The 17,556-nt window shown below is 46.5% G+C and carries 16 protein-coding genes; 1 reads left to right on the top strand and 15 read right to left on the bottom strand.

The genetic code is table 11. The features are described from left to right. Nucleotides 1–33: 33 nt before the first annotated feature. The 13 genes from SUN_RS01465 to SUN_RS01405 all read right to left on the bottom strand — a co-directional run bounded on the left by SUN_RS01465 (nucleotide 34) and on the right by SUN_RS01405 (nucleotide 15,008). Entirely contained in the window at nucleotides 34–1,116 is a 1,083-nt protein-coding gene (locus tag SUN_RS01465; RefSeq protein ID WP_011979974.1) for an ABC transporter permease, read from the bottom strand. Beyond that, nucleotides 1,113–2,231 carry an ABC transporter permease gene (locus SUN_RS01460; RefSeq protein WP_011979973.1) on the bottom strand — a complete coding sequence of 373 codons (1,119 nt, stop codon included), beginning with the start codon at nucleotides 2,229–2,231 and terminating at the stop codon, nucleotides 1,113–1,115. The genes SUN_RS01465 and SUN_RS01460 overlap by 4 nt, the downstream gene beginning before the upstream one ends. Further along, complete coding sequence (locus SUN_RS01455) at nucleotides 2,228–3,868, bottom strand: ATP-binding cassette domain-containing protein (RefSeq protein ID WP_011979972.1); 1,641 nt, start codon at nucleotides 3,866–3,868, stop codon at nucleotides 2,228–2,230. Before SUN_RS01455 ends, SUN_RS01460 begins: the two co-directional genes overlap by 4 nt. Continuing rightward, on the bottom strand, nucleotides 3,855–5,009 hold the full coding sequence (locus tag SUN_RS01450) for an MFS transporter (RefSeq protein ID WP_011979971.1): 1,155 nt from the start codon (nucleotides 5,007–5,009) through the stop codon (nucleotides 3,855–3,857). The genes SUN_RS01455 and SUN_RS01450 overlap by 14 nt, the downstream gene beginning before the upstream one ends. Beyond that, the gene (locus tag SUN_RS01445; RefSeq protein ID WP_011979970.1) at nucleotides 5,006–6,163 is read right to left on the bottom strand and encodes an HlyD family secretion protein; all 1,158 of its coding nucleotides are present in this window, start codon (nucleotides 6,161–6,163) and stop codon (nucleotides 5,006–5,008) included. The genes SUN_RS01450 and SUN_RS01445 overlap by 4 nt, the downstream gene beginning before the upstream one ends. 11 nt (nucleotides 6,164–6,174) lie before the next feature. Then, nucleotides 6,175–6,420 (bottom strand): DUF2164 domain-containing protein, encoded by a 246-nt coding sequence (locus tag SUN_RS01440; RefSeq protein WP_011979969.1) that lies wholly within the window; start codon nucleotides 6,418–6,420, stop codon nucleotides 6,175–6,177. Beyond that, nucleotides 6,408–9,458: an efflux RND transporter permease subunit gene (locus tag SUN_RS01435; protein WP_011979968.1), complete on the bottom strand. Its 3,051-nt coding sequence runs from the start codon at nucleotides 9,456–9,458 to the stop codon at nucleotides 6,408–6,410. The genes SUN_RS01440 and SUN_RS01435 overlap by 13 nt, the downstream gene beginning before the upstream one ends. 9 nt (nucleotides 9,459–9,467) lie before the next feature. Continuing rightward, the gene (locus tag SUN_RS01430; RefSeq protein ID WP_011979967.1) at nucleotides 9,468–10,178 is read right to left on the bottom strand and encodes an efflux RND transporter periplasmic adaptor subunit; all 711 of its coding nucleotides are present in this window, start codon (nucleotides 10,176–10,178) and stop codon (nucleotides 9,468–9,470) included. After that, nucleotides 10,175–11,422 carry a TolC family protein gene (locus SUN_RS01425; RefSeq protein ID WP_011979966.1) on the bottom strand — a complete coding sequence of 416 codons (1,248 nt, stop codon included), beginning with the start codon at nucleotides 11,420–11,422 and terminating at the stop codon, nucleotides 10,175–10,177. The genes SUN_RS01430 and SUN_RS01425 overlap by 4 nt, the downstream gene beginning before the upstream one ends. Beyond that, a complete protein-coding gene (locus SUN_RS01420; protein ID WP_011979965.1) occupies nucleotides 11,419–12,003 on the bottom strand; it encodes a TetR/AcrR family transcriptional regulator in 585 nt (194 codons plus the stop codon). Before SUN_RS01420 ends, SUN_RS01425 begins: the two co-directional genes overlap by 4 nt. Nucleotides 12,004–12,084: 81 nt before the next feature. Next, a complete protein-coding gene (locus SUN_RS01415; protein WP_011979964.1) occupies nucleotides 12,085–13,014 on the bottom strand; it encodes a lipid A deacylase LpxR family protein in 930 nt (309 codons plus the stop codon). Nucleotides 13,015–13,099: 85 nt separating this feature from the next. Beyond that, nucleotides 13,100–14,182, bottom strand: a complete 1,083-nt coding sequence (locus SUN_RS01410) for a cytochrome-c peroxidase (RefSeq protein ID WP_011979963.1) — start codon at nucleotides 14,180–14,182, stop codon at nucleotides 13,100–13,102. A gap of 13 nt (nucleotides 14,183–14,195) precedes the next feature. Then, nucleotides 14,196–15,008 carry an SDR family oxidoreductase gene (locus tag SUN_RS01405; protein WP_011979962.1) on the bottom strand — a complete coding sequence of 271 codons (813 nt, stop codon included), beginning with the start codon at nucleotides 15,006–15,008 and terminating at the stop codon, nucleotides 14,196–14,198. Between the two features lie 336 nt (nucleotides 15,009–15,344). Between SUN_RS01405 and SUN_RS01400 the strand changes: the two genes are divergently transcribed. After that, nucleotides 15,345–15,680, top strand: a complete 336-nt coding sequence (locus SUN_RS01400) for a c-type cytochrome (protein WP_011979961.1) — start codon at nucleotides 15,345–15,347, stop codon at nucleotides 15,678–15,680. A 6-nt stretch (nucleotides 15,681–15,686) separates the two neighbouring features. Here SUN_RS01400 and SUN_RS01395 read toward each other — a convergent pair whose 3' ends face one another. Both SUN_RS01395 and SUN_RS01390 read right to left on the bottom strand, forming a co-directional pair. After that, nucleotides 15,687–16,601 (bottom strand): helix-turn-helix transcriptional regulator, encoded by a 915-nt coding sequence (locus SUN_RS01395; RefSeq protein ID WP_011979960.1) that lies wholly within the window; start codon nucleotides 16,599–16,601, stop codon nucleotides 15,687–15,689. 13 nt (nucleotides 16,602–16,614) lie between these two features. Then, complete coding sequence (locus SUN_RS01390) at nucleotides 16,615–17,430, bottom strand: SDR family oxidoreductase (RefSeq protein WP_083760501.1); 816 nt, start codon at nucleotides 17,428–17,430, stop codon at nucleotides 16,615–16,617. Nucleotides 17,431–17,556 lie beyond the last annotated feature (126 nt).

The following is a 17,556-nucleotide window of genomic DNA, read 5'->3' as shown; positions in this document are numbered from 1 at the left end:
CTTTGCATTTTATCTGCGTTTCCAACTTTCCTCTTAAAACAACTTACCGATCTTCCTGAACCCGTACCAGTATAGCAGCACCCCCAGAAGCAGAACACCGCCAAAATAGGGTAAAAGATCGATAAAGTCCGTGCCACGGAAGAAGATGCTCTCACTCCCCTCGATATAATAACGCAGCGGCGAAAAGAGTGAAAGAAACTGGAGCGCTGGATGCATGGCGTAGATGGGTGTCCAGGCACCACTGAGGAAGATCAGCGGCATCATGATGATGATGGATAGCTGCGCGACCTGCATCGTGCTTTTGGAAACGGCGGCAACAAAAAGGCCGATGCCCGCGCTGGAAAAAGAGTAAAAGAATGTCAGCAGCATAAACGTCCAGAACGAACCGTTCATCGGGGTATCGAACGCACCGAAGATGACAAAGCCCAGGGCCAGAAGCACACCGGCCATCACGATCATTACCTGGGAAAGCGATTTGGCCAGGATGATCAGTTTGGGGTCGACCGGCATCAGCAACATAATATCCCAAGTCCCCTCCTCTTTTTCGCGTACAAAGACCACCGCTGTGAGTATAACTATCAGCAGAGTGATGACGGAAAGCATCTCTGTCAACGCCATAAAGGAATGGTTGTCTGCATTCTGGTTGAAGAGTTTATGCGACTTGATGACGACGGGGAAATTGGGCTTTGAAAAATCCATCACAATATTCTGAAGATAACCCAGTGTCGTAAAACTCTGGCTTGCAGCGGTCGCATCGAGAAGAAGATTGAGCTGTGCCTTTTTGCCCTGGCGGAAATCCTTTTCGAAATCCTGGTCAAAGAGAATGCCTACCAGTATTTCTTTATCGAAGATGGCACGGCTGAGCGCCTCCTGTGATTTGAAGCGTCGCGGCGGGAGGAACTCCGGTCTGTGCAGGCGGGAGAGGATCTTCTGGCTGATACCTCCTCCAGTATCATCCACATACCCAATCTTCACGTTCCGCGGGGTGATCTGTATCCCCTCGCCAGCGATGTAGATGTCTGCCGTAAACGAATAGAGCACCGCCGCGACCAGCCCAATGGAGCGCAGGAAGCTCAGAATCTCTTTACCGAACACCACCCAGAAGACACGGCTCATTTCAGCTCCTTCTTCAAAAGAGTACTTCCCATAACAAGCAGGATCACAGCATAGATGATGAGAATAGCGAGATATTCAACCGTTTTGGCGGAGGCGAGTCCTGTCCCGGAGAGAAAACAGTCATAAATGATATGGTTGAAATACATGACCGGAAAAAGATGCGCTTCAATGTAAGACTCACCGGCCATAGAAGAGATCGGCATCAGGATCCCCGAATAGAGAAAGCCCGGAATGATCGTGATAATGATCGTAAGTACCACCGCGACGATCTGCTGCCTGGTGATAACCGATATCAGCATCCCGATGGAGAGGCTGATCAATATGTAGATCTCGGACGCGAACCAGTAGAGCATAAAACTCCCCCGAAACGGCACACCGAAGAGTTCCGTCGCCCAGAGAAAAAGGATAAAAATATTGAGCGAATGTAACAGAAATCCCGGTATCAGTTTTGCTGCAAGAAATTCGCTTCTGCCCAGCGGGGAAGCGTAAAAGTTGAAGATCGTTCCCCGTTCCTTCTCTTTGACGATCATCAGCGCAGAAAGTATGGCCGGTGCCACCAGCAGCACCAGACCTATCAGTCCGGGGACAATAGCATCTTCATCACGCATTGCCTGGTTGAAGAGATTCCGGCTGTTGATGGTGATCATACCACTTTGCCTGCCCAGCGACCCGCCTACACTCTGCGCGGTATCGAGGATGACCCCCTGCACATAGCTCTCCATTGTCATACCCCTGTTGGGAAAGGCACCGTCGACGAACACACCGATCTCACTCTTCTGTCCATGCAGAATACGTTTTTCAAACGAAGAGGGGATAATGACGATGATATCGGCCTTTGCCTGCTTGATGCGATGCAGGGCCTCGGCTTCACTCATCTGCGTGACCTTGGCGTTGAAATATTTGGAATGCTCGAATTTCGCTGTCAGCATTCTGGAAAAATGGCTGTGGTCGTTGTCGATGATAAGCGTTCTTGCATGTGTCACTTCCATACGGATCCCGTAGCCGAAAAGCAGCATGATCATGCTGGGTAGCAGATAGACCATGATGATCAGCTTCGATCGGAACAGCTCGGTGAACTCTTTGAGCATATAGGCCTTGACAACGGAGAATTTCATGATTCGCTCCTGTAGTAGCTCAGGAAGATATCTTCAAAGTTCCGGGCTTCGGGGTGTTTGGCGTAGAGTGCTTTGACCGTATCATCTGCGATCTTCCTGCCCTGGCGCATCAGAACGACCCGGTCGCAATACTCCGCCTCACTCATATAGTGTGTCGTGATCAGGATGGAGATACCCCATGATGTCTTGAGCCGGTGTAGCATCTCCCAAAACTGCGCTCTGGCGATCGTATCGACTCCCGAGGTCGGTTCGTCGAGGAAGAGAATGACCGGTTCATGAAGCAATGCCGCTGCTACTGAAAATCTCTGATTGATCCCCAGCGGCAGTTCGCCGGGCAAATGCTCCATATACGCATCGAAACCAAGCTCCCGCGCATAGCGGTTGATACGTTTGATCGCTGTAGCGACAGGGATACGGTGCATATTGGCAAAATAGATCAGATTCTCCCGTACCGTCATATCTTTATAGAGGGCGAAATGCTGGCTGACATAGCCTATCTTCGCCTTGAGCGCCTGGCGGTCATCACTGCTTTGGATACTTCTCCCCAGCAGTGTAAGTTCACCTTCATCGATAGGATAAAGCCCCAGCAGCATTTTCATAAAGGTGGTCTTGCCTGCACCGTTTGCTCCCAGAAGCCCCACGATCTCTCCGCCTTTGAGTCTCATATCGATATGATCGTTCGCGGTAAAGTCACCGAAACGCTTTGTCAGCCCCTTCGCTTCCATCACTGTTTCCGGTATCTTCGTTTCACCTTCACGTGCATCTATCTCTATCTTTGGCAAGGTACGTTTTTTCCTAAGTGCATTGACAAAAAAGAGCGCTTCGAGTGTCGGTTCGGCATGGGAAGATGAGAGAACGTCGAGACTGTAGCTGCGTTTGTCAAAAGTAAAGCAGTCACTCTCTGCATTTTCTTTTTCAGGACAGGCTCCCCCTTCAAAGGTATACTCCCTTACTGAATCGATGAGCTCCGGTACCGTTCCCCTGGCAATGATCTCCCCTTCGTCAAAAAGCAGTACCCGGTCCATTTTGGCCGCTTCCTGCATATAGGCCGTACTGACCAGTACGATCGTCCCTTCTTCTTTACGTATATTATCGAGGATCTCCCACAGTTCCAGACGGCTAAGCGGATCGACCCCGGTGGTGGGTTCATCGAGTATCAGCAGTTTGGGTCGGTGCAGAAGGGTACAAATAAGCGAGAGTTTCTGCATCATTCCTCCGCTGAGCTTGCCTGCCTGACGATTGGTAAAATCCGAAAGACCCGCCATGTGCAGAAGCTTCTGCCGATAGGTTTTGAACGAAGCATCCTGTCTGAGATTGCGAATATTCGCAAAGAACGATAAATGTTCTCCTACCGTAAGTGTCTCGTAAAGTACCAGACCGATCCCCTGCGGCATCAGTCCTGTATACGGTTTGATCTTCTCCGCCTCTTTGGGTGAATGGTACACCTGTTCAAAATAGCTGATCTCCCCTTCAAAGCGAAGCACACCGGCAACAGCATGCATCAATGAACTCTTCCCCGCACCGTCCGCACCGATGAACCCGATGATCTCTCCGGCATTGGCCTGAAGGGATGCCTCTTTGATCCCGACCTGTTTTTTGTAGGAGACCTCTACATTTCTGACTTCAAGATCGGCCATAATATCTCACCGTAAACAGTAACATAAGCAGTGACGTTCCTGCCAGAGAAAAGAGCAAAGCACTCTGCATACCGAAATGTTCCCATATCATACCGCTGATATAGGCTCCAACCGCACCGAACAGTGCCACCCCGGCATAAAAGACACCGTAGACTGAACCTCTGTTGTCCGCATGTTCTGAAATGAAAGCCCGGTTGGCATTGAGTGAAGCAACTGTAAAAAGGCCGAGAAAGGCATAAGCGACCCATGTGAAGATCGGACCATGAAGGTACAAAAGGCCCTGTGCAGCCACACCGCAGACATAGGCAAACAGTAAAACATGTTTAGCCCCTATCCTGTCAATGAATATACCGAACGTATAGCTCGTCAATGTCTGGGTGGCGGTGGAAACGACAAAAAGGAGAGGAATAAGGGCAGTGGCGATACCCACCTCTTTTGCCTGCATAGTAAAAAAAGCATCGCTGAAAACAAAAAGCAGATATAGAAAATAGAAGAGCAGAGAGACAATAGTCTGCTTGTCTCTCTTCGTCAACATAAATGTTTGTTTCGAAGTTATCACCAACTTGGGAATATCCCGTACAAAGAAGGCAACGATGATCAACCCTATGATTCCGGGTATCAGTGTCGCATAAAAAACGGTACGTATCACTGTTTCGCTTTGGCCGAAATACCATAGCAGCCCAAAAAGGATCAGTGTACCGCTGAGTTCTCCAGCAATATCCATTGTTTTGTGAAATCCAAATGTTTTTCCCGAAGCATTGGCTTTGCTGTAGCTTGAGATCATAAGGTCCTTGGGGGCAGAACGCATTCCTTTACCCAAACGCTCGAACGCTTTGAGCGCCGCCACGCTTTTATAGCCATGACTGAAGCCTATCAGCGGCTTGCTCAGTGCCGAAAGCACATACCCTCCGACGACCAGAGGTTTGACGATACCGTACCGGTCGGAAATGTATCCCGAGAGCAGACGAAGCGCATAGGAGACAAAAGTGGCGATGGCAACGATAATCCCCAGTTTGTCCATTCCCTGATGCAGTACAACCACGACAAAAATAGGCAGGATGGGATTGATCATGGCAGACGCCATATCGGTAAAGAAACTTACCCATCCCAGCATCACCACATTTTTGTCGATATTTTTCATAACACCGGTATCTCATCGAGTGATCTGGGTAATCCTTTGCCGTCTATGGAGATGACTCCGATGGCGGGAATACCCAGTTTCAAAAGTGGATCGACCTTCAATGGTTTCAAATGAACGGCAAACACACGCTGTATCCTGTCGCTTCGTACGCTCACTTCTTTGGGTGTGAACTCTGCCTGCTGTGCGACATTGACCACTTTGGCTTCTATGGGCCTGTTCGGGTAGGCATCGAGGAAGATCACCGCTTTATCCCCTATTTTGATCCTGCCGTTCTGCAGGGTGTCCACAAAGATCTTCAGATACAGAGAACGGGGATCTATCAGGGTTGCTACAGGCATCCCTGCACCCACCACTTCACCGACATTGGCGATCTTTTCCACCGTATAGCCGTCTATAGGTGATTTCAGTGTTAATTCAGCAATGATCGATTCTACCTGAGCCTTCGATGCTTCCAATGCCTTGATATTTTCCTTGAGCGCCTCAATGGAAGATTCGATGGAAAGTATCTGCTTTTGGGAAGCTTGTGCTTCCTTGACCACGCTTTGGGCCACAGAGATCGCCGCTTTGAGCTCATCACGCTGCAGCAGCAATGCATCATACTTGTCCTGTTCCGTATCGACTTTAAGTTTGGAGAGTTCAAATGCATGGGAATCGATCGCTTTACTCTTATAGAGAAATACCGATCTTTCATGATCTTTTTTTGCCTGCGCGAGTACTTTTTGCTGGGCTTTGATATTCTCTTCAAGGACTTTCAGCTTCGTCTGTGTCGACTTCAACTGCTCCTGAGCTTTTTTCAGTCCGGCAGGAATGGTCGTTCTGGAGATCTCCAGTTCGATCTGTTTGGCTTCAAGCGTTTTTTTCTGCGCGCTGATCTGCGCTTCTATCTGCGTTTTCTGCGCTTCATACTCTTTGCTTCCGAGAATGGCGACGATCATCCCTTTTTTAACGACTGTACCGTCATCCACCGTTATCTTTTCAACACGTCCCGGATATTTGGTGTTGAGGTTGGTCAGATCACCGTCGATCCGACCTGTACCCTCTACAAGATTTTTGGGCAGTGTTTTCGGGTGAAGCTTTGCATAAATCATCACCCCCGCAATCACGATGAGTATGGCTGCAACAATACCTATCCAGTATTTTTTGATGATTTGCATTTTTTTCCTTTCTAGTGTGTCAGCTCTTCCATCGTATAGAGCGTTTCTTTCATGGCATCGGTCTGTACCTCGATGACTCCGGCTGCATCCTGCAAGCCCTGGTTGTAATAATAGGGGCCGATCTCCCTACCAAAGAATTCCAGAAGGAATTCCGCATCGAACTGACCTATCTCTTCCCCAAGTTCACGGTTGAAATAGGCTTTGATCTTATGGACAAGATGTGCTTTTTGTTCAGGTGAAAATACTATGTTTTCCACTCTTCTATCTTCCCTTCATACCATTTCCTCAACCACTGATCCACAGGATTTATCATTCTGTAAATTACCGGTACAACCAGAAGTGTCAGCACCATCGAACTCAAAAGGCCCCCGATGACTGCGATCGCCATAGGTGCTTTCGTTTCACTTCCCAGAGAGTGGCTCAATGCCAGAGGAAGCATGGCGAAGATCATCGCGATCGTCGTCATCAGGATGGGTCGGAGTCTCTTTTCACCCGCTTCCAGCAATGCAGCATTGGCATCTTTTCCTCTGGCCACAGCCTCGTTGGCAAAGTCCACCAGCAGGACGGCATTCTTGCCGACCATTCCCATGAGCAGCATGAAACCGATCATGACGAACAAAGAGAAGTGCTGTCCGCTCAAAAAGAGTGCGATCATCACCCCGATGATACTCAGCGGCAGCGCCACCATGATGATGACCGGCTGTATGAGCGACTCGTACAGGATCGCCAGGATGATGAACATCAGGATCACGGAGAGTCCCAACGCCGCGCCGAATGCCTTGTTGGTCTTGACCATCTCTTCGGCAAATCCGGTGAATTTATAGCTTACACCCAGCGGCAGCAGTTTGTCGATACCCTCTTTGGTATAGTTGACCGCTCCTCCAAGATCGAGCCCAAACAGATCGGAATAAACCGTTACCTGCCGCTGCCTGTCGTAGTGGTAGATCGCCGCGATCGACTTGGTATTGACGAAATTGACCAGGCCATCGAGATAAACCAGGTCTCCGTTGGCCGCTCTCAGCTGTATCTTCTTGAGGTCTTCAAGGCTGACCCTTTCCGAGTCCGGGAAACGCAGTGTGATATTGTACTGTTTTCCTTTTTCCTCAAAGTAGGAGATCTCCAGATCACTCGAGAAAGCAATGGAGATCGCCTGGGCGATCTGCGATGCGGAGATGCCCAGACGGTTGGCATTCTCTCTTAAAATATTGATATCGATCTGCGGTTTTCCCTCATCCATATTCGTATCGACATCGACGAATCCCTTTTTCTTTTCAAGATAGGCGATCAGTTTGTCTTTGGCCACCCCGAGCGCTTTAAACGAATCGGATGTCAGGACGATCTGGTAGGGTACCGATACGCCTGCCCCTTTGATATTGGGAATGGCCGCCGCAGTGATGTACATCTTTTTCTGGTAGGGTTTGAGCTGCTCCCTGAAATTCTGGATGATCTGCTCCTGGCCGATGCTCCTCTTGCTTTTTGGCGTCAGTTTGACATAAATGAGCGCCTTGTTCTTCTCTTTGACCGAGTTATACCCGACGCTCAACGTGGTGAAAAGAACATTTTTGTCTTTTCTAACCAGACTCTCTATGGCTTTGGACTCTTTGATCATCTCTTCGAGTGAGATCCCCGGCTGCGCACGCAGTTTGATCTCGAACTCCGCTTTGTCCTCTTTGGGGATGAAATCCATACCGATCTTGGGGAAAAGGCTCAGAGAACCCACGAAAATCGCAATGATAACTATCAGGGTACTCACCTTGAAGCGCAAAACAAACCTCAGCGTAGCATCATATATCTTTTCCATCGCTTTGAAGAACGGCTCCGTAATGTTGTAGAACCAGCTCTCTCCCTTATGCAGCACCCTGGCACTCAGGCTCGGCATGAAAGTCATGGCAACGGTATAGGAAATAATTACGGCGAAGCCGACCGTCATCGCAAAACTCTCAAAGAACTTCCCGACAATACCGCTCATGTTCGCTACAGGAATAAACACCGCAAGCAGCATTGCCGAGATCGCCAGAATGGCAAAGGCCATCTCCTTGACCCCTTCGACCGCCGCTTCGAACTTGCCCATACCCGCTTCCATTTTCTTGTAAATATTCTCCAATACGACGATGGCGTCATCAATGATGATACCGATGGAAAGCGTCAGCCCTATCAGCGTCATTTTGTTCAGATTAAATCCCATGAAGTTCATCAATGCAATCGTACCCATGATGGAGACAGGAATGGAGAGTGCCGAGACAACAGTGATAGTGAAATTCCGCAGAAAACCAAAGATGATGATGACTGCCAAAAATGCACCATAGACCAGGTCGAATTCCACATCTTCAAGCGAGTGTATGATGAACGGTGTCGTATCCTGCAGTATCTCTACCCCGTACTTGTCCTCTGCCATTTTCTGAAGCCCTGGCACGGCTTCTTTGACACGTTCTACGATCTCAAGGGTATTGGTCCCGGAAATTTTCTGTACTTCGAGCATGACACCGGGGATCCCGTTGTAAGAGGCATAACTGTCCGGATCACTGAGTGTATCTTCCACCTTTGCGACATCTTTGAGACGAATGTCATTTTTAATAATAATATTTCTGAGCTCCTCAACGCTCAGGGCATCTGCCTTGGTCTTGAGAATGAACTCTTTGGTTTTGGTAATGAGCTTACCACCGCCGATCTTGACGTTTTCATGTTCGACGATACTGTTAAGCTCCCTGACGGTGATACCGAACTTGTTGAGCATTCTGATATCCGGCAGGATCTTGATCTCTCTGTCGCGGTACCCGATGATGTTGATCGCCCCTACCCCGTTGATCTTCTGCAGGGAAGGTTTGACCTTCTCGTCGGCAAAAAGCATCAGATTCTTGATAGTGTCTTTTTTGGCGGTCAAAAAGACATTGATCACCGGTGCTCCGCCGATATCAAGTTTACTCACCAGCGGTGTTTTGGCATCTTTTGGAAGCACGACAGCAGAGACTTTGTCACGCACGTCATTGGTCGCTTCATTGATATCACGCTCCAAAAAGAACTTGACCATAACGACTGAAGCACCCTCCGAAGAGGTGGAAGTGATGGCATCCACCCCTCCGATGCGAGAGATGGCCTCTTCGATCTTGTCCGTTACCTGTGACTCAACCGTGCTCGCTTCCGCTCCCGGATAGATGGTCTTGATAGTGACCATAGGGAAATCAACATTGGGGTAAAGAGCCGCGGGCATACTTTTGAAACTCAGCCATCCGAAGATCACCAGTGTAACAACATACATCAGTGTCGCGATGGGCCTGTTTATGGCTAATTTATACATCTGCCTGTCCTACTTCGCATCGGGAAGAAGAATATACCCGTCCCCAAAAAGTCCCGGTGTGAAGCCTTCCGCTTCTATCTCCGCTTTTATCTTTCTGTTGGCATCGTTCGCATAGGGGTAGACCTTGCTGATCTTTCCGGTATACACAGTGTCGTCCCCGTCTACGCTGTACCTGAATGTCAGGCCGGGTTTGAGCACTTTCCAGTATTTCTGGTCAATGGCAAGTACCAGTTTTCTTTTTTTCAGGCTTTGTATCTTCATCACGGTTCGTATCATGGCACCTGAGACCACATCTCCCACTTCCACACTTTTTTCATAGATCACGCCGTCAAAAGGCGCTTTGAGCTGCGTCTTGTCCAGCAGGGCCTGTTGGTAGGCCACCTGTGCTTTGCTGTGCTCGTACTTAAATGCGTATGTATCGAATCTTGAGGCATCGACCAGTTTCTTGACTTTTACCTGCCGTTCATAGTCTCTTTTGGCATACTTCATTGCGATCGTTGCAATGTCCAGCGCCGCCTTGAGGTCGGCATTGTTCAACTCGGCGAGAATGTCCTCTTTTTTCACCACGGAAGCCACGTCGACATTCACTTTTTCCACTGTTCCACTGGAAGTGAATGCCAGATCGGCATGCTGTGAAGCTTCCACATTGAATGTCGCATAGATCTCTTCCGCCTGCAGGCTCAGTGCGAACAGCATCAAACTCAAAATTATTTTCCTCATCGTATGAACTCCTTAGGGTCTTTCCCCGCATAATAGTAATAGATCGATTTCTTGACTTCATAATCGTACACCGATTCTTTATAGCGTGACTCTGCCAATGTTTTTGTCGCGAGTGCATCAAGAAAAGCGATATCGTCTACCAACCCTACTTCGAATTTCTGTTTGAGTACATTGTAGGTACTTGTTGCAGCCTTCAGTGCAGACTTGGAGCTTTTCATTTTTGCTTTGGTCGTACGCAGATTCTGTCTTGCAAGATTGAAGTTCATACGCTGCTCTTTTTTTGCCTGATCCAGCTGTGAAAGCAGTGCCAATTTCTTGTACTTCACAGCTTCACTGTCTTTTGACATCTTTCCATTATCAAAAAGTCTCATATTCACTGAAACGCCCACCTTGTTCTGATGGTCGATCAAAAAAGCGTCTCCTCCGCCACCCGGCATAGAGACAAGATCGTCAAAATGTGATTTGTGATACGTATCGGAAAGATTCACCTGCGGCATATACCCCGCATCTATCGCTTTGGCATTTTCACCTACGGCATTGGCATTTGCCTGAAGTATTTTGATAGTCTCGAACCACTCGAAATGTACATTTCTCGGCTCAAGAAAATAATTCCGTCTCAAATGTCTGGCCGGTAACCCGCTGATCAGTTTCAGGTTCTCTTCGCTGGTCTCAATGGCCAATTTCGTATTTTCAATGGTATACTGATTTCCCTCATAGACAGACTGAAGCTTATCGACCTCTTCCTGTGTCGCAAGCCCGGTCAGTTTAAATTTCTTGACACGGTCGATTTGTGCTTTAAGCTCTTTGGAGCGCTCCTGCAGAGCACTCAATGTCGCTTTGAGACTCTGTATGCCATAGTAATGACGTGCTATCTCAAGCGTGATGCTTTTCTCAAACGCGGTTTTTTCGAACAGGGAAGCTTTATGTTCAAAACCCTTGCTTCGCAACAAGGCATCTTTTCTGCCACCATCATAAAGGTTCAGATTCGCAGAAATAAAAGCATTACCTGTCTGTCCCGGACTTACTATGTAGTTAGGCGATTGAAAACTGTAATCAGCCCCAATATCCACCGTCGGCCAGTATGCACTTCTTGCCGCTTCCACTTCCTGCTCTTTCGATTTGATAGTCAACTTTTTAGCTTCGATCAGTCCGTTGGTCTTACTTGCACTCTCAATAAAGTTCTTCAAACCGTAACTCTGTGCCAGAACGAACAGCGGCAGGCATAACAGCAGTAATGCTTTCATTGGTTCTCCTTGATAATTATATTCAATAAACGATCGATCTCATCTTTTACATCCAGGCTTTTCAGACGTGAATCCACGATCAGACCGGTTGAGAACAGTATGAGTGAGTCTGCAGAACCCGACATCCTATCATCCAGCTCATGAGAACGCACTCCTGCTTCAAGAATGGCATTCAATATATCTCTAAAGTGCCCTCTGCAGGCTTCACTGAACGCGAGCATCTCTTCATTCTCCTGCATCAGTGAAATGGCCAGAAACTCCTTGTAGATATTCAAATGTTTTCGCGCCGTTTCATTCTCGAACAACAGGTAGAAAAACGCGAACAGTTTTTCTCTGACCGGCAACGCTGCCCGGCTGATCTCTTCAAGCCGCTTTTCATGCTCGACGATAAAAGTACGGATGATCTCAAAAACAATATCTTCCTTGTTCTCAAAATACTCGTAGATCGTTCCCTTGCCCACGCCCGCCGTTTTGGCGATCTGTGAAATGGTCAGCTCGCCAATGCCGTGCTTCAAAAGCAAGTCCCGGCAGGAGAGCGCAATGTTTCTGCGTTTCTCTTCTTTATTTACTATAATTGCCATACATTTCCTTTTGACTGACCGTCGGTCAATTAAATTATAGTTAAAATATCTTAAATGAATCTCAATCTATTAGTGCACCGGCTAGAAATGCCAGCCGAGTGTCATGCCTCCCCAACGCTTGTGCCGCTGTCCGTTGACATGCGTGGACTTGATCTTGTACGCATAAATAAAAGAGTCATACATCAGATGAAAAGCAACCTGCCACCCTGTAGTTCCCTTCATGGGTTCGAGATGGTAACCTTCATCGATCGCTTCGTCAACAATGTAGTAATTGTGGATGGCACTGGCGAAAACACCAAAAGAGATATCCCAGTTGAAACCTTCGGAATGCCCCACATTGAGCAGATCACTTTCATCGGTAACCGTAAAACTTCCTGCCGTAATAAAATTTTTTTGCGCAACACTGCTCAACCGTACCGTTGCGGAGCTCAGTGCGCCTGTATAATAATTCCCCAGTTCTGCCCGGACATTGCCTATGGCATCCAGTTTGTATCCATATAGGTTATATGCATCGGTTTTATAGGCGAACTGATATGACACACCGGCCATCATATGATTACCAAGCTGGGTGTCCCAACCTTTAAAAGGTTCATTTCCCCAAATATGGTGAAAAAATGTCTGCAGCTGTTCTGCATGTGTCACAGGTCCTACTGCACCGAAATTCACACCAAATTCATGAAAATAGTTACTGGTTGATTTATAGAGAAGAACATTGAATTTGGCATACCCTGCATAAGGGATATCATTTAACTGGGGTGTAGTGATCTCACCATCCACAGGGGTAAACATCTGATGTGTTAAGGAAAAAGCCAAATTGGTCTGCTCCTCTTCCAGAAAAGCATCAAAAAGATCCGTTGTATTGGCATCACTCATGTAGATCAGAAAGAGTCCATCAGTATAATGGTCATCTTCATCTTTCGTCCCGAAAAAATCATTTTCCAAGGTGAACGAAACCGTACCTCCATACAACAGCGCACCAATCATCGTATATAATAAAAGCAGTTTTTTCACGAACATTTCCTTAGGGGCATACAAGCACTAAAATGACTGACCACCGGTCAACTAAAAGGTAATTATATACTTTACTGCTTATATACTACTTTATATCGTAAGCGACAGGTTCCCCTTCAAGCGTCTTCAGAAATGCCACCACATCGTCTATCTGTTTGGGGGTGAATTCGTTTCCGACCTGGTACTTGCTCATAATGCGCACCACTTCCTCTATCTTCTCCACGGCACCGTTATGGAAGTATGGCGATGTCCTTGTAATATTTCTCAGGATCGGCACACGGAACTTCTGTTCACCATCCTTCCCCAGGAATCCACCTTCGTTAATGAAAGGGAAGGGGCTCTTTCTCAGGCGGATATCGGGTTCGAACCACAGTCCGATGTATTCGGAAACATAGCGTCTGAGAGGGAATTTCTGCATACTCTGTCCACCAACAGACATCCCCGAGTGACACCCCTTGCACCCTTTGGTAAGAAAGAGTGTCATACCGCGTTTTGCCTGCGCTGAAATGGCGGTATCATCACCTTCAAGAAAACGGTCGTAGGCACCTCGCGTAAGCAGAGTACGTTCATAGGCACCGATGGCTTTGCGTACCTGCTCAAAGGTGATATTGTCCTCATGGAAGACCTGTTTGAACTTTGCCCGATATTCAGGATGGCTGTTCAACCTGCTTTCCACCTCCTGTGGTGTCATATGCATCTCGAACGGTGCCTGTATAGGCCCGCCTGCCTGCTCCTCTACATCCTTGGCACGTCCGTCCCAGAACTGCGCTTTTGCCAGTGCGGCATTCAGTACCGTAGGAGAATTCAGATGGTGGGGATTTGGCTGTCCGTGCACACCGATTGCTGTGGGCAGATTGTCATCGCCTCCATCTTTCAGCACATGACAGGAAGCACAGGAAACGGTTCTGTCATCCGAGAGAATTATGTCGTTGAACAGTACTTTTCCCAGAGCGATCTTCTCTTTTCCCAGAGGATTGTCAGGATTGTCCACTGCTTTCAAAAGCCCCTCATAGGTTTTGGGGACAGGTTTGAACGTGGTCGAGAGTGCGCGTTCTCTGAGTTGTGCATCAGTTAGTACAGGAGTTTTCTTCTTCATGAAAAAAGGCAGAGAGATAATCAGCGCGACGACCACGAATGTAATAGTTACCGGATGTAAAAGTTTTTTCATAACGTATCCTTTATTAAATACCGAAAGTCTCTTTTACTTTCTGTTCAAATGCTTTATCGTTCAACTCTCTTCTCAGAGGTACAAAGGTTTCTGCTTCTGCACCCACAGGTACAAAAATATCTGCATTTTCATCTTCAATAATCATCTTGACCGCATCAGCAATAGGCTGCGGGTCCGGCCCGTCATTGATCGCCGATGCCACGATCGGTACAAAATGCGCCACCAATTCTTTATAGGGTGACTCTTCAGACGTCGTGGCAGCATTCGCAACCAGCCCCTCTTTGACAAAGTTCGTACCGAAAAGCCCGGACTGAATAGAGTGTACTCTGACATTGTACGGTAATGTCTCAAAACGTAGCGAGTCTACGATTCCCTCTACAGCATATTTACTTGCATTGTAATGTGCCAGGAGCGGTAATCCCATTTTACCCAAAAATGAAGAGATATCAATGATGACTCCTGACTTGGCTGCTCTCATGTGAGGCAGTACTGCTCTGGTCGCTTTAAGCAGTCCAAAAACATTGACATTCAACTGGTCAAACATCTCTTCATCGGTTCCATCTTCAACCGTTGAAAGCAGGCCATACCCTGCATTGTTGACAAGTACATCTATCTTTCCTTCATTTTGAATGATGGTCTCAACTGCCTGCTGAATCGACTCGGTATCGGTCACATCCAAATAGACTGGTTTCAAATTTTCTTTTGCTTCCATGCTCTCTGCTTTTCTGCTCCCTGCATAGACAATATAGCCGTTCTGTGCAAGAAACTCCGATGTTCTTTTACCCATACCGGAACTCGCTCCTGTGATCAACACTACTTTTGACATTTGGTATCCTTTTTATAATGGGCATCTATGGTTATTAGAGGTGCCCTAATTTTGATAAGTTCAGTATATAGGAAGAGAGACGAAGAATCAAGCTGTTTTTAGCACAAAAAGAATTTTATTTTAGCACAAAAAGATTTTTTTGATAAATAATTGTTTAAATAGGAGTATTTTTATCCTATTATTGATCCAGATCAATTTTTTATGTATTTCCTTGAGCTATATTTCGCATAAGTTTTTAATTAGGAGTATTTTTATCCTATTATTACTCCCCAAACGAATAGTCTGAATTTTCAGATCATTCATTGGGGAGTAATAAAATAAAAAAAAAGGTTTTTCATGAAAAAAACACTATTACTTATATTTTTACTGGGTACATCCCTTTTTGCAGATGTAGAGAAAGGAAAAGCTGTCTATGCTGCCAATTGCGCTATTTGTCATACAGTCAATGGAGGCAATGCCTTAGGGCCTGATTTTAACATGGTCTCATATACTAGAACCAAAGAGGAAATAGCAGCTTATGCTAAAGACCCTTACTCTCTTTATAAGAAATTTGGTCACTCTGCCAATGCCATGCCGACACTTCCTTTGGAAGATCAGGAGTTCAAAGATGTCGCTGATTACATCTCTTCTTTGCAACCCTTCAAAAAATGGATGATCAAAAAAAAGAAATAATCCGCTTTAGCCTTTGATCAACTCTTTTGGGTACACACCGTAAGCGCTAAAAAAGAGTTTTGAAAAGTGTCCCTGGTGTCTGTACCCTACCCTTTTGGCTATCTCTCCTATAGTAAGGTCTTCTTCTTTTAGTAACAGATTTGCCTCTTCGAGTCGCAGCTTTTGTACATAGCTGTGTATGGTGGTCTTGTAGACTTTTTTGAACACCGTTTTAAGTTTTGAAGTATTCGTAGCACACAGATGTGCCAGCGCTTCCACTGTAGGCGGATCGACGAAGTCACTCAATAATACAGACTTTGCTTTGGAAGCGAGCGCCAACGCCTCATCACTGACCTCATCGAAAATATCAAGCAGTGAAAAACGGTGTATCATGAATTCTATTACGCGATATTCTGCACGTATACTCTGCATGGTATCATGCTCTGTGATATTCAATATCTTCTCTACAGTGTAGAGAGTCAATGCATCTATGGGCAGGGTATTGATATGCTTCAAAGAGAGGTCCTGCTGTATTTTTCCATACAGAAAGTCTATGGGTTCCTGTCTGTTCCCGCTCAAATAGCGTTTCAGAAAGAAATCCGCTATGAACAATACAAAAATATCCGACTTCCCCTGCTCCGGGATATGAAAAGAGATATCCTGTCTTGATGAGCAAAAAATGGAAATATTCCCCTCGCTGACATGCGCTTCCCTGTCCGAGAGGTGGTCCTCAATGAAAAGTTCTCCCTCATTGACCATCACGATCATCACCATTCGGTCCAGATTCTTGAGCCTCAGTGCTTCTCTTTTTGCATAGCTTCTGCTTTCAATAAAGACGATCCCGTTGGAGATATCCACCCTGCGCATCAATGCCTTTTTATCTCTAAACAGTTCTGTGACCTTGTAGCGTCGCTCCGTAATATTAAAAAAGAAACTTTCCATTCAACTGCACTTTTTAAAGGTTATAATAGGCTCTTACCCTGCGCTCGAAATCTTCATCACTCAACTCTTTTTTCATGGGGATAAATTTTTTGGCTTTGTCTCCTACCGTTCTGCGTGCAGGGAAATCCGCATTGTCTATGATCTCCAGGATCATTTCCGAAACCTCTTGCGTGCTGTTTCCCCCATTGATCTGTGCGACGATTGTCGGAGCAAGTGTTGAGACCATTTTGGCATAAGGTGAATCCTCTTCAAAGGTCCTGGCATTGGTCACCAAGTTATCCCGTGCAAAATTCGTATTGAAAAAACCGGGCATAATGGCGTGTACACGTATGTTAAAATCTTTCAACTCATAACGCAGAGAATCAGTAATCCCCTCAACGGCATATTTGCTTGCATTGTAAAAAGTGAACAACGGCAGACCGATCTTTCCGAGAAAAGAGCTGATATTGATAATGACCCCTGATTCCTGTTTTCGCATCTTCGGAATAACCGCTTTACACACACGCAAGATGCCAAAGACATTGACATTGAACTGATCAAACATCTCCTCTTCTGTCACATCTTCAACAGTAGAGACCAGTCCGTATCCTGCATTGTTCACCAGTACATCTATCTGCTCTATGAAACCGATCGTCTCTTCTATACTTTGCATATCGGTAATGTCAAGGTGCACGGGACGTATGGATTCTGATTGAATATCAAACAGTTTTTCCGGTGTTCGGGAAGCTGCATAGACAGTGAACCCCTGCTTTGCCAGTGCAAGCACTGACGCTCTTCCCATCCCACTGCTGCTACCAGTGACCAATACCGTTATGTCTCTCTTTTTCATAAAAACAGTATAGTTAAAATGCTGTGAAATCGCATTGATAAACATCAACTCCGATAAAACCAATAGAATTCATAAAAAAACATACCTGACACTACTATTATTTACATTGTTTGTGGCATAATAATT

This window comes from Sulfurovum sp. NBC37-1 (assembly GCF_000010345.1).
Lineage (GTDB): Bacteria > Campylobacterota > Campylobacteria > Campylobacterales > Sulfurovaceae > Sulfurovum.
This window is presented reverse-complemented; position numbering and strand designations above follow the sequence as displayed.

Coding starts and splice junctions, on each gene's coding strand:
- SUN_RS01465 (WP_011979974.1), bottom strand. CDS start 1,116: ATGAGCCGTGTCTTCTGGGTGGTGTTCGGTAAAGAGATTCTGAGCTTC.
- SUN_RS01460 (WP_011979973.1), bottom strand. CDS start 2,231: ATGAAATTCTCCGTTGTCAAGGCCTATATGCTCAAAGAGTTCACCGAG.
- SUN_RS01455 (WP_011979972.1), bottom strand. CDS start 3,868: ATGGCCGATCTTGAAGTCAGAAATGTAGAGGTCTCCTACAAAAAACAG.
- SUN_RS01450 (WP_011979971.1), bottom strand. CDS start 5,009: ATGAAAAATATCGACAAAAATGTGGTGATGCTGGGATGGGTAAGTTTC.
- SUN_RS01445 (WP_011979970.1), bottom strand. CDS start 6,163: ATGCAAATCATCAAAAAATACTGGATAGGTATTGTTGCAGCCATACTC.
- SUN_RS01435 (WP_011979968.1), bottom strand. CDS start 9,458: ATGTATAAATTAGCCATAAACAGGCCCATCGCGACACTGATGTATGTT.
- SUN_RS01430 (WP_011979967.1), bottom strand. CDS start 10,178: ATGAGGAAAATAATTTTGAGTTTGATGCTGTTCGCACTGAGCCTGCAG.
- SUN_RS01425 (WP_011979966.1), bottom strand. CDS start 11,422: ATGAAAGCATTACTGCTGTTATGCCTGCCGCTGTTCGTTCTGGCACAG.
- SUN_RS01420 (WP_011979965.1), bottom strand. CDS start 12,003: ATGGCAATTATAGTAAATAAAGAAGAGAAACGCAGAAACATTGCGCTC.
- SUN_RS01410 (WP_011979963.1), bottom strand. CDS start 14,182: ATGAAAAAACTTTTACATCCGGTAACTATTACATTCGTGGTCGTCGCG.
- SUN_RS01405 (WP_011979962.1), bottom strand. CDS start 15,008: ATGTCAAAAGTAGTGTTGATCACAGGAGCGAGTTCCGGTATGGGTAAA.
- SUN_RS01400 (WP_011979961.1), top strand. CDS start 15,345: ATGAAAAAAACACTATTACTTATATTTTTACTGGGTACATCCCTTTTT.
- SUN_RS01395 (WP_011979960.1), bottom strand. CDS start 16,601: ATGGAAAGTTTCTTTTTTAATATTACGGAGCGACGCTACAAGGTCACA.
- SUN_RS01390 (WP_083760501.1), bottom strand. CDS start 17,430: ATGAAAAAGAGAGACATAACGGTATTGGTCACTGGTAGCAGCAGTGGG.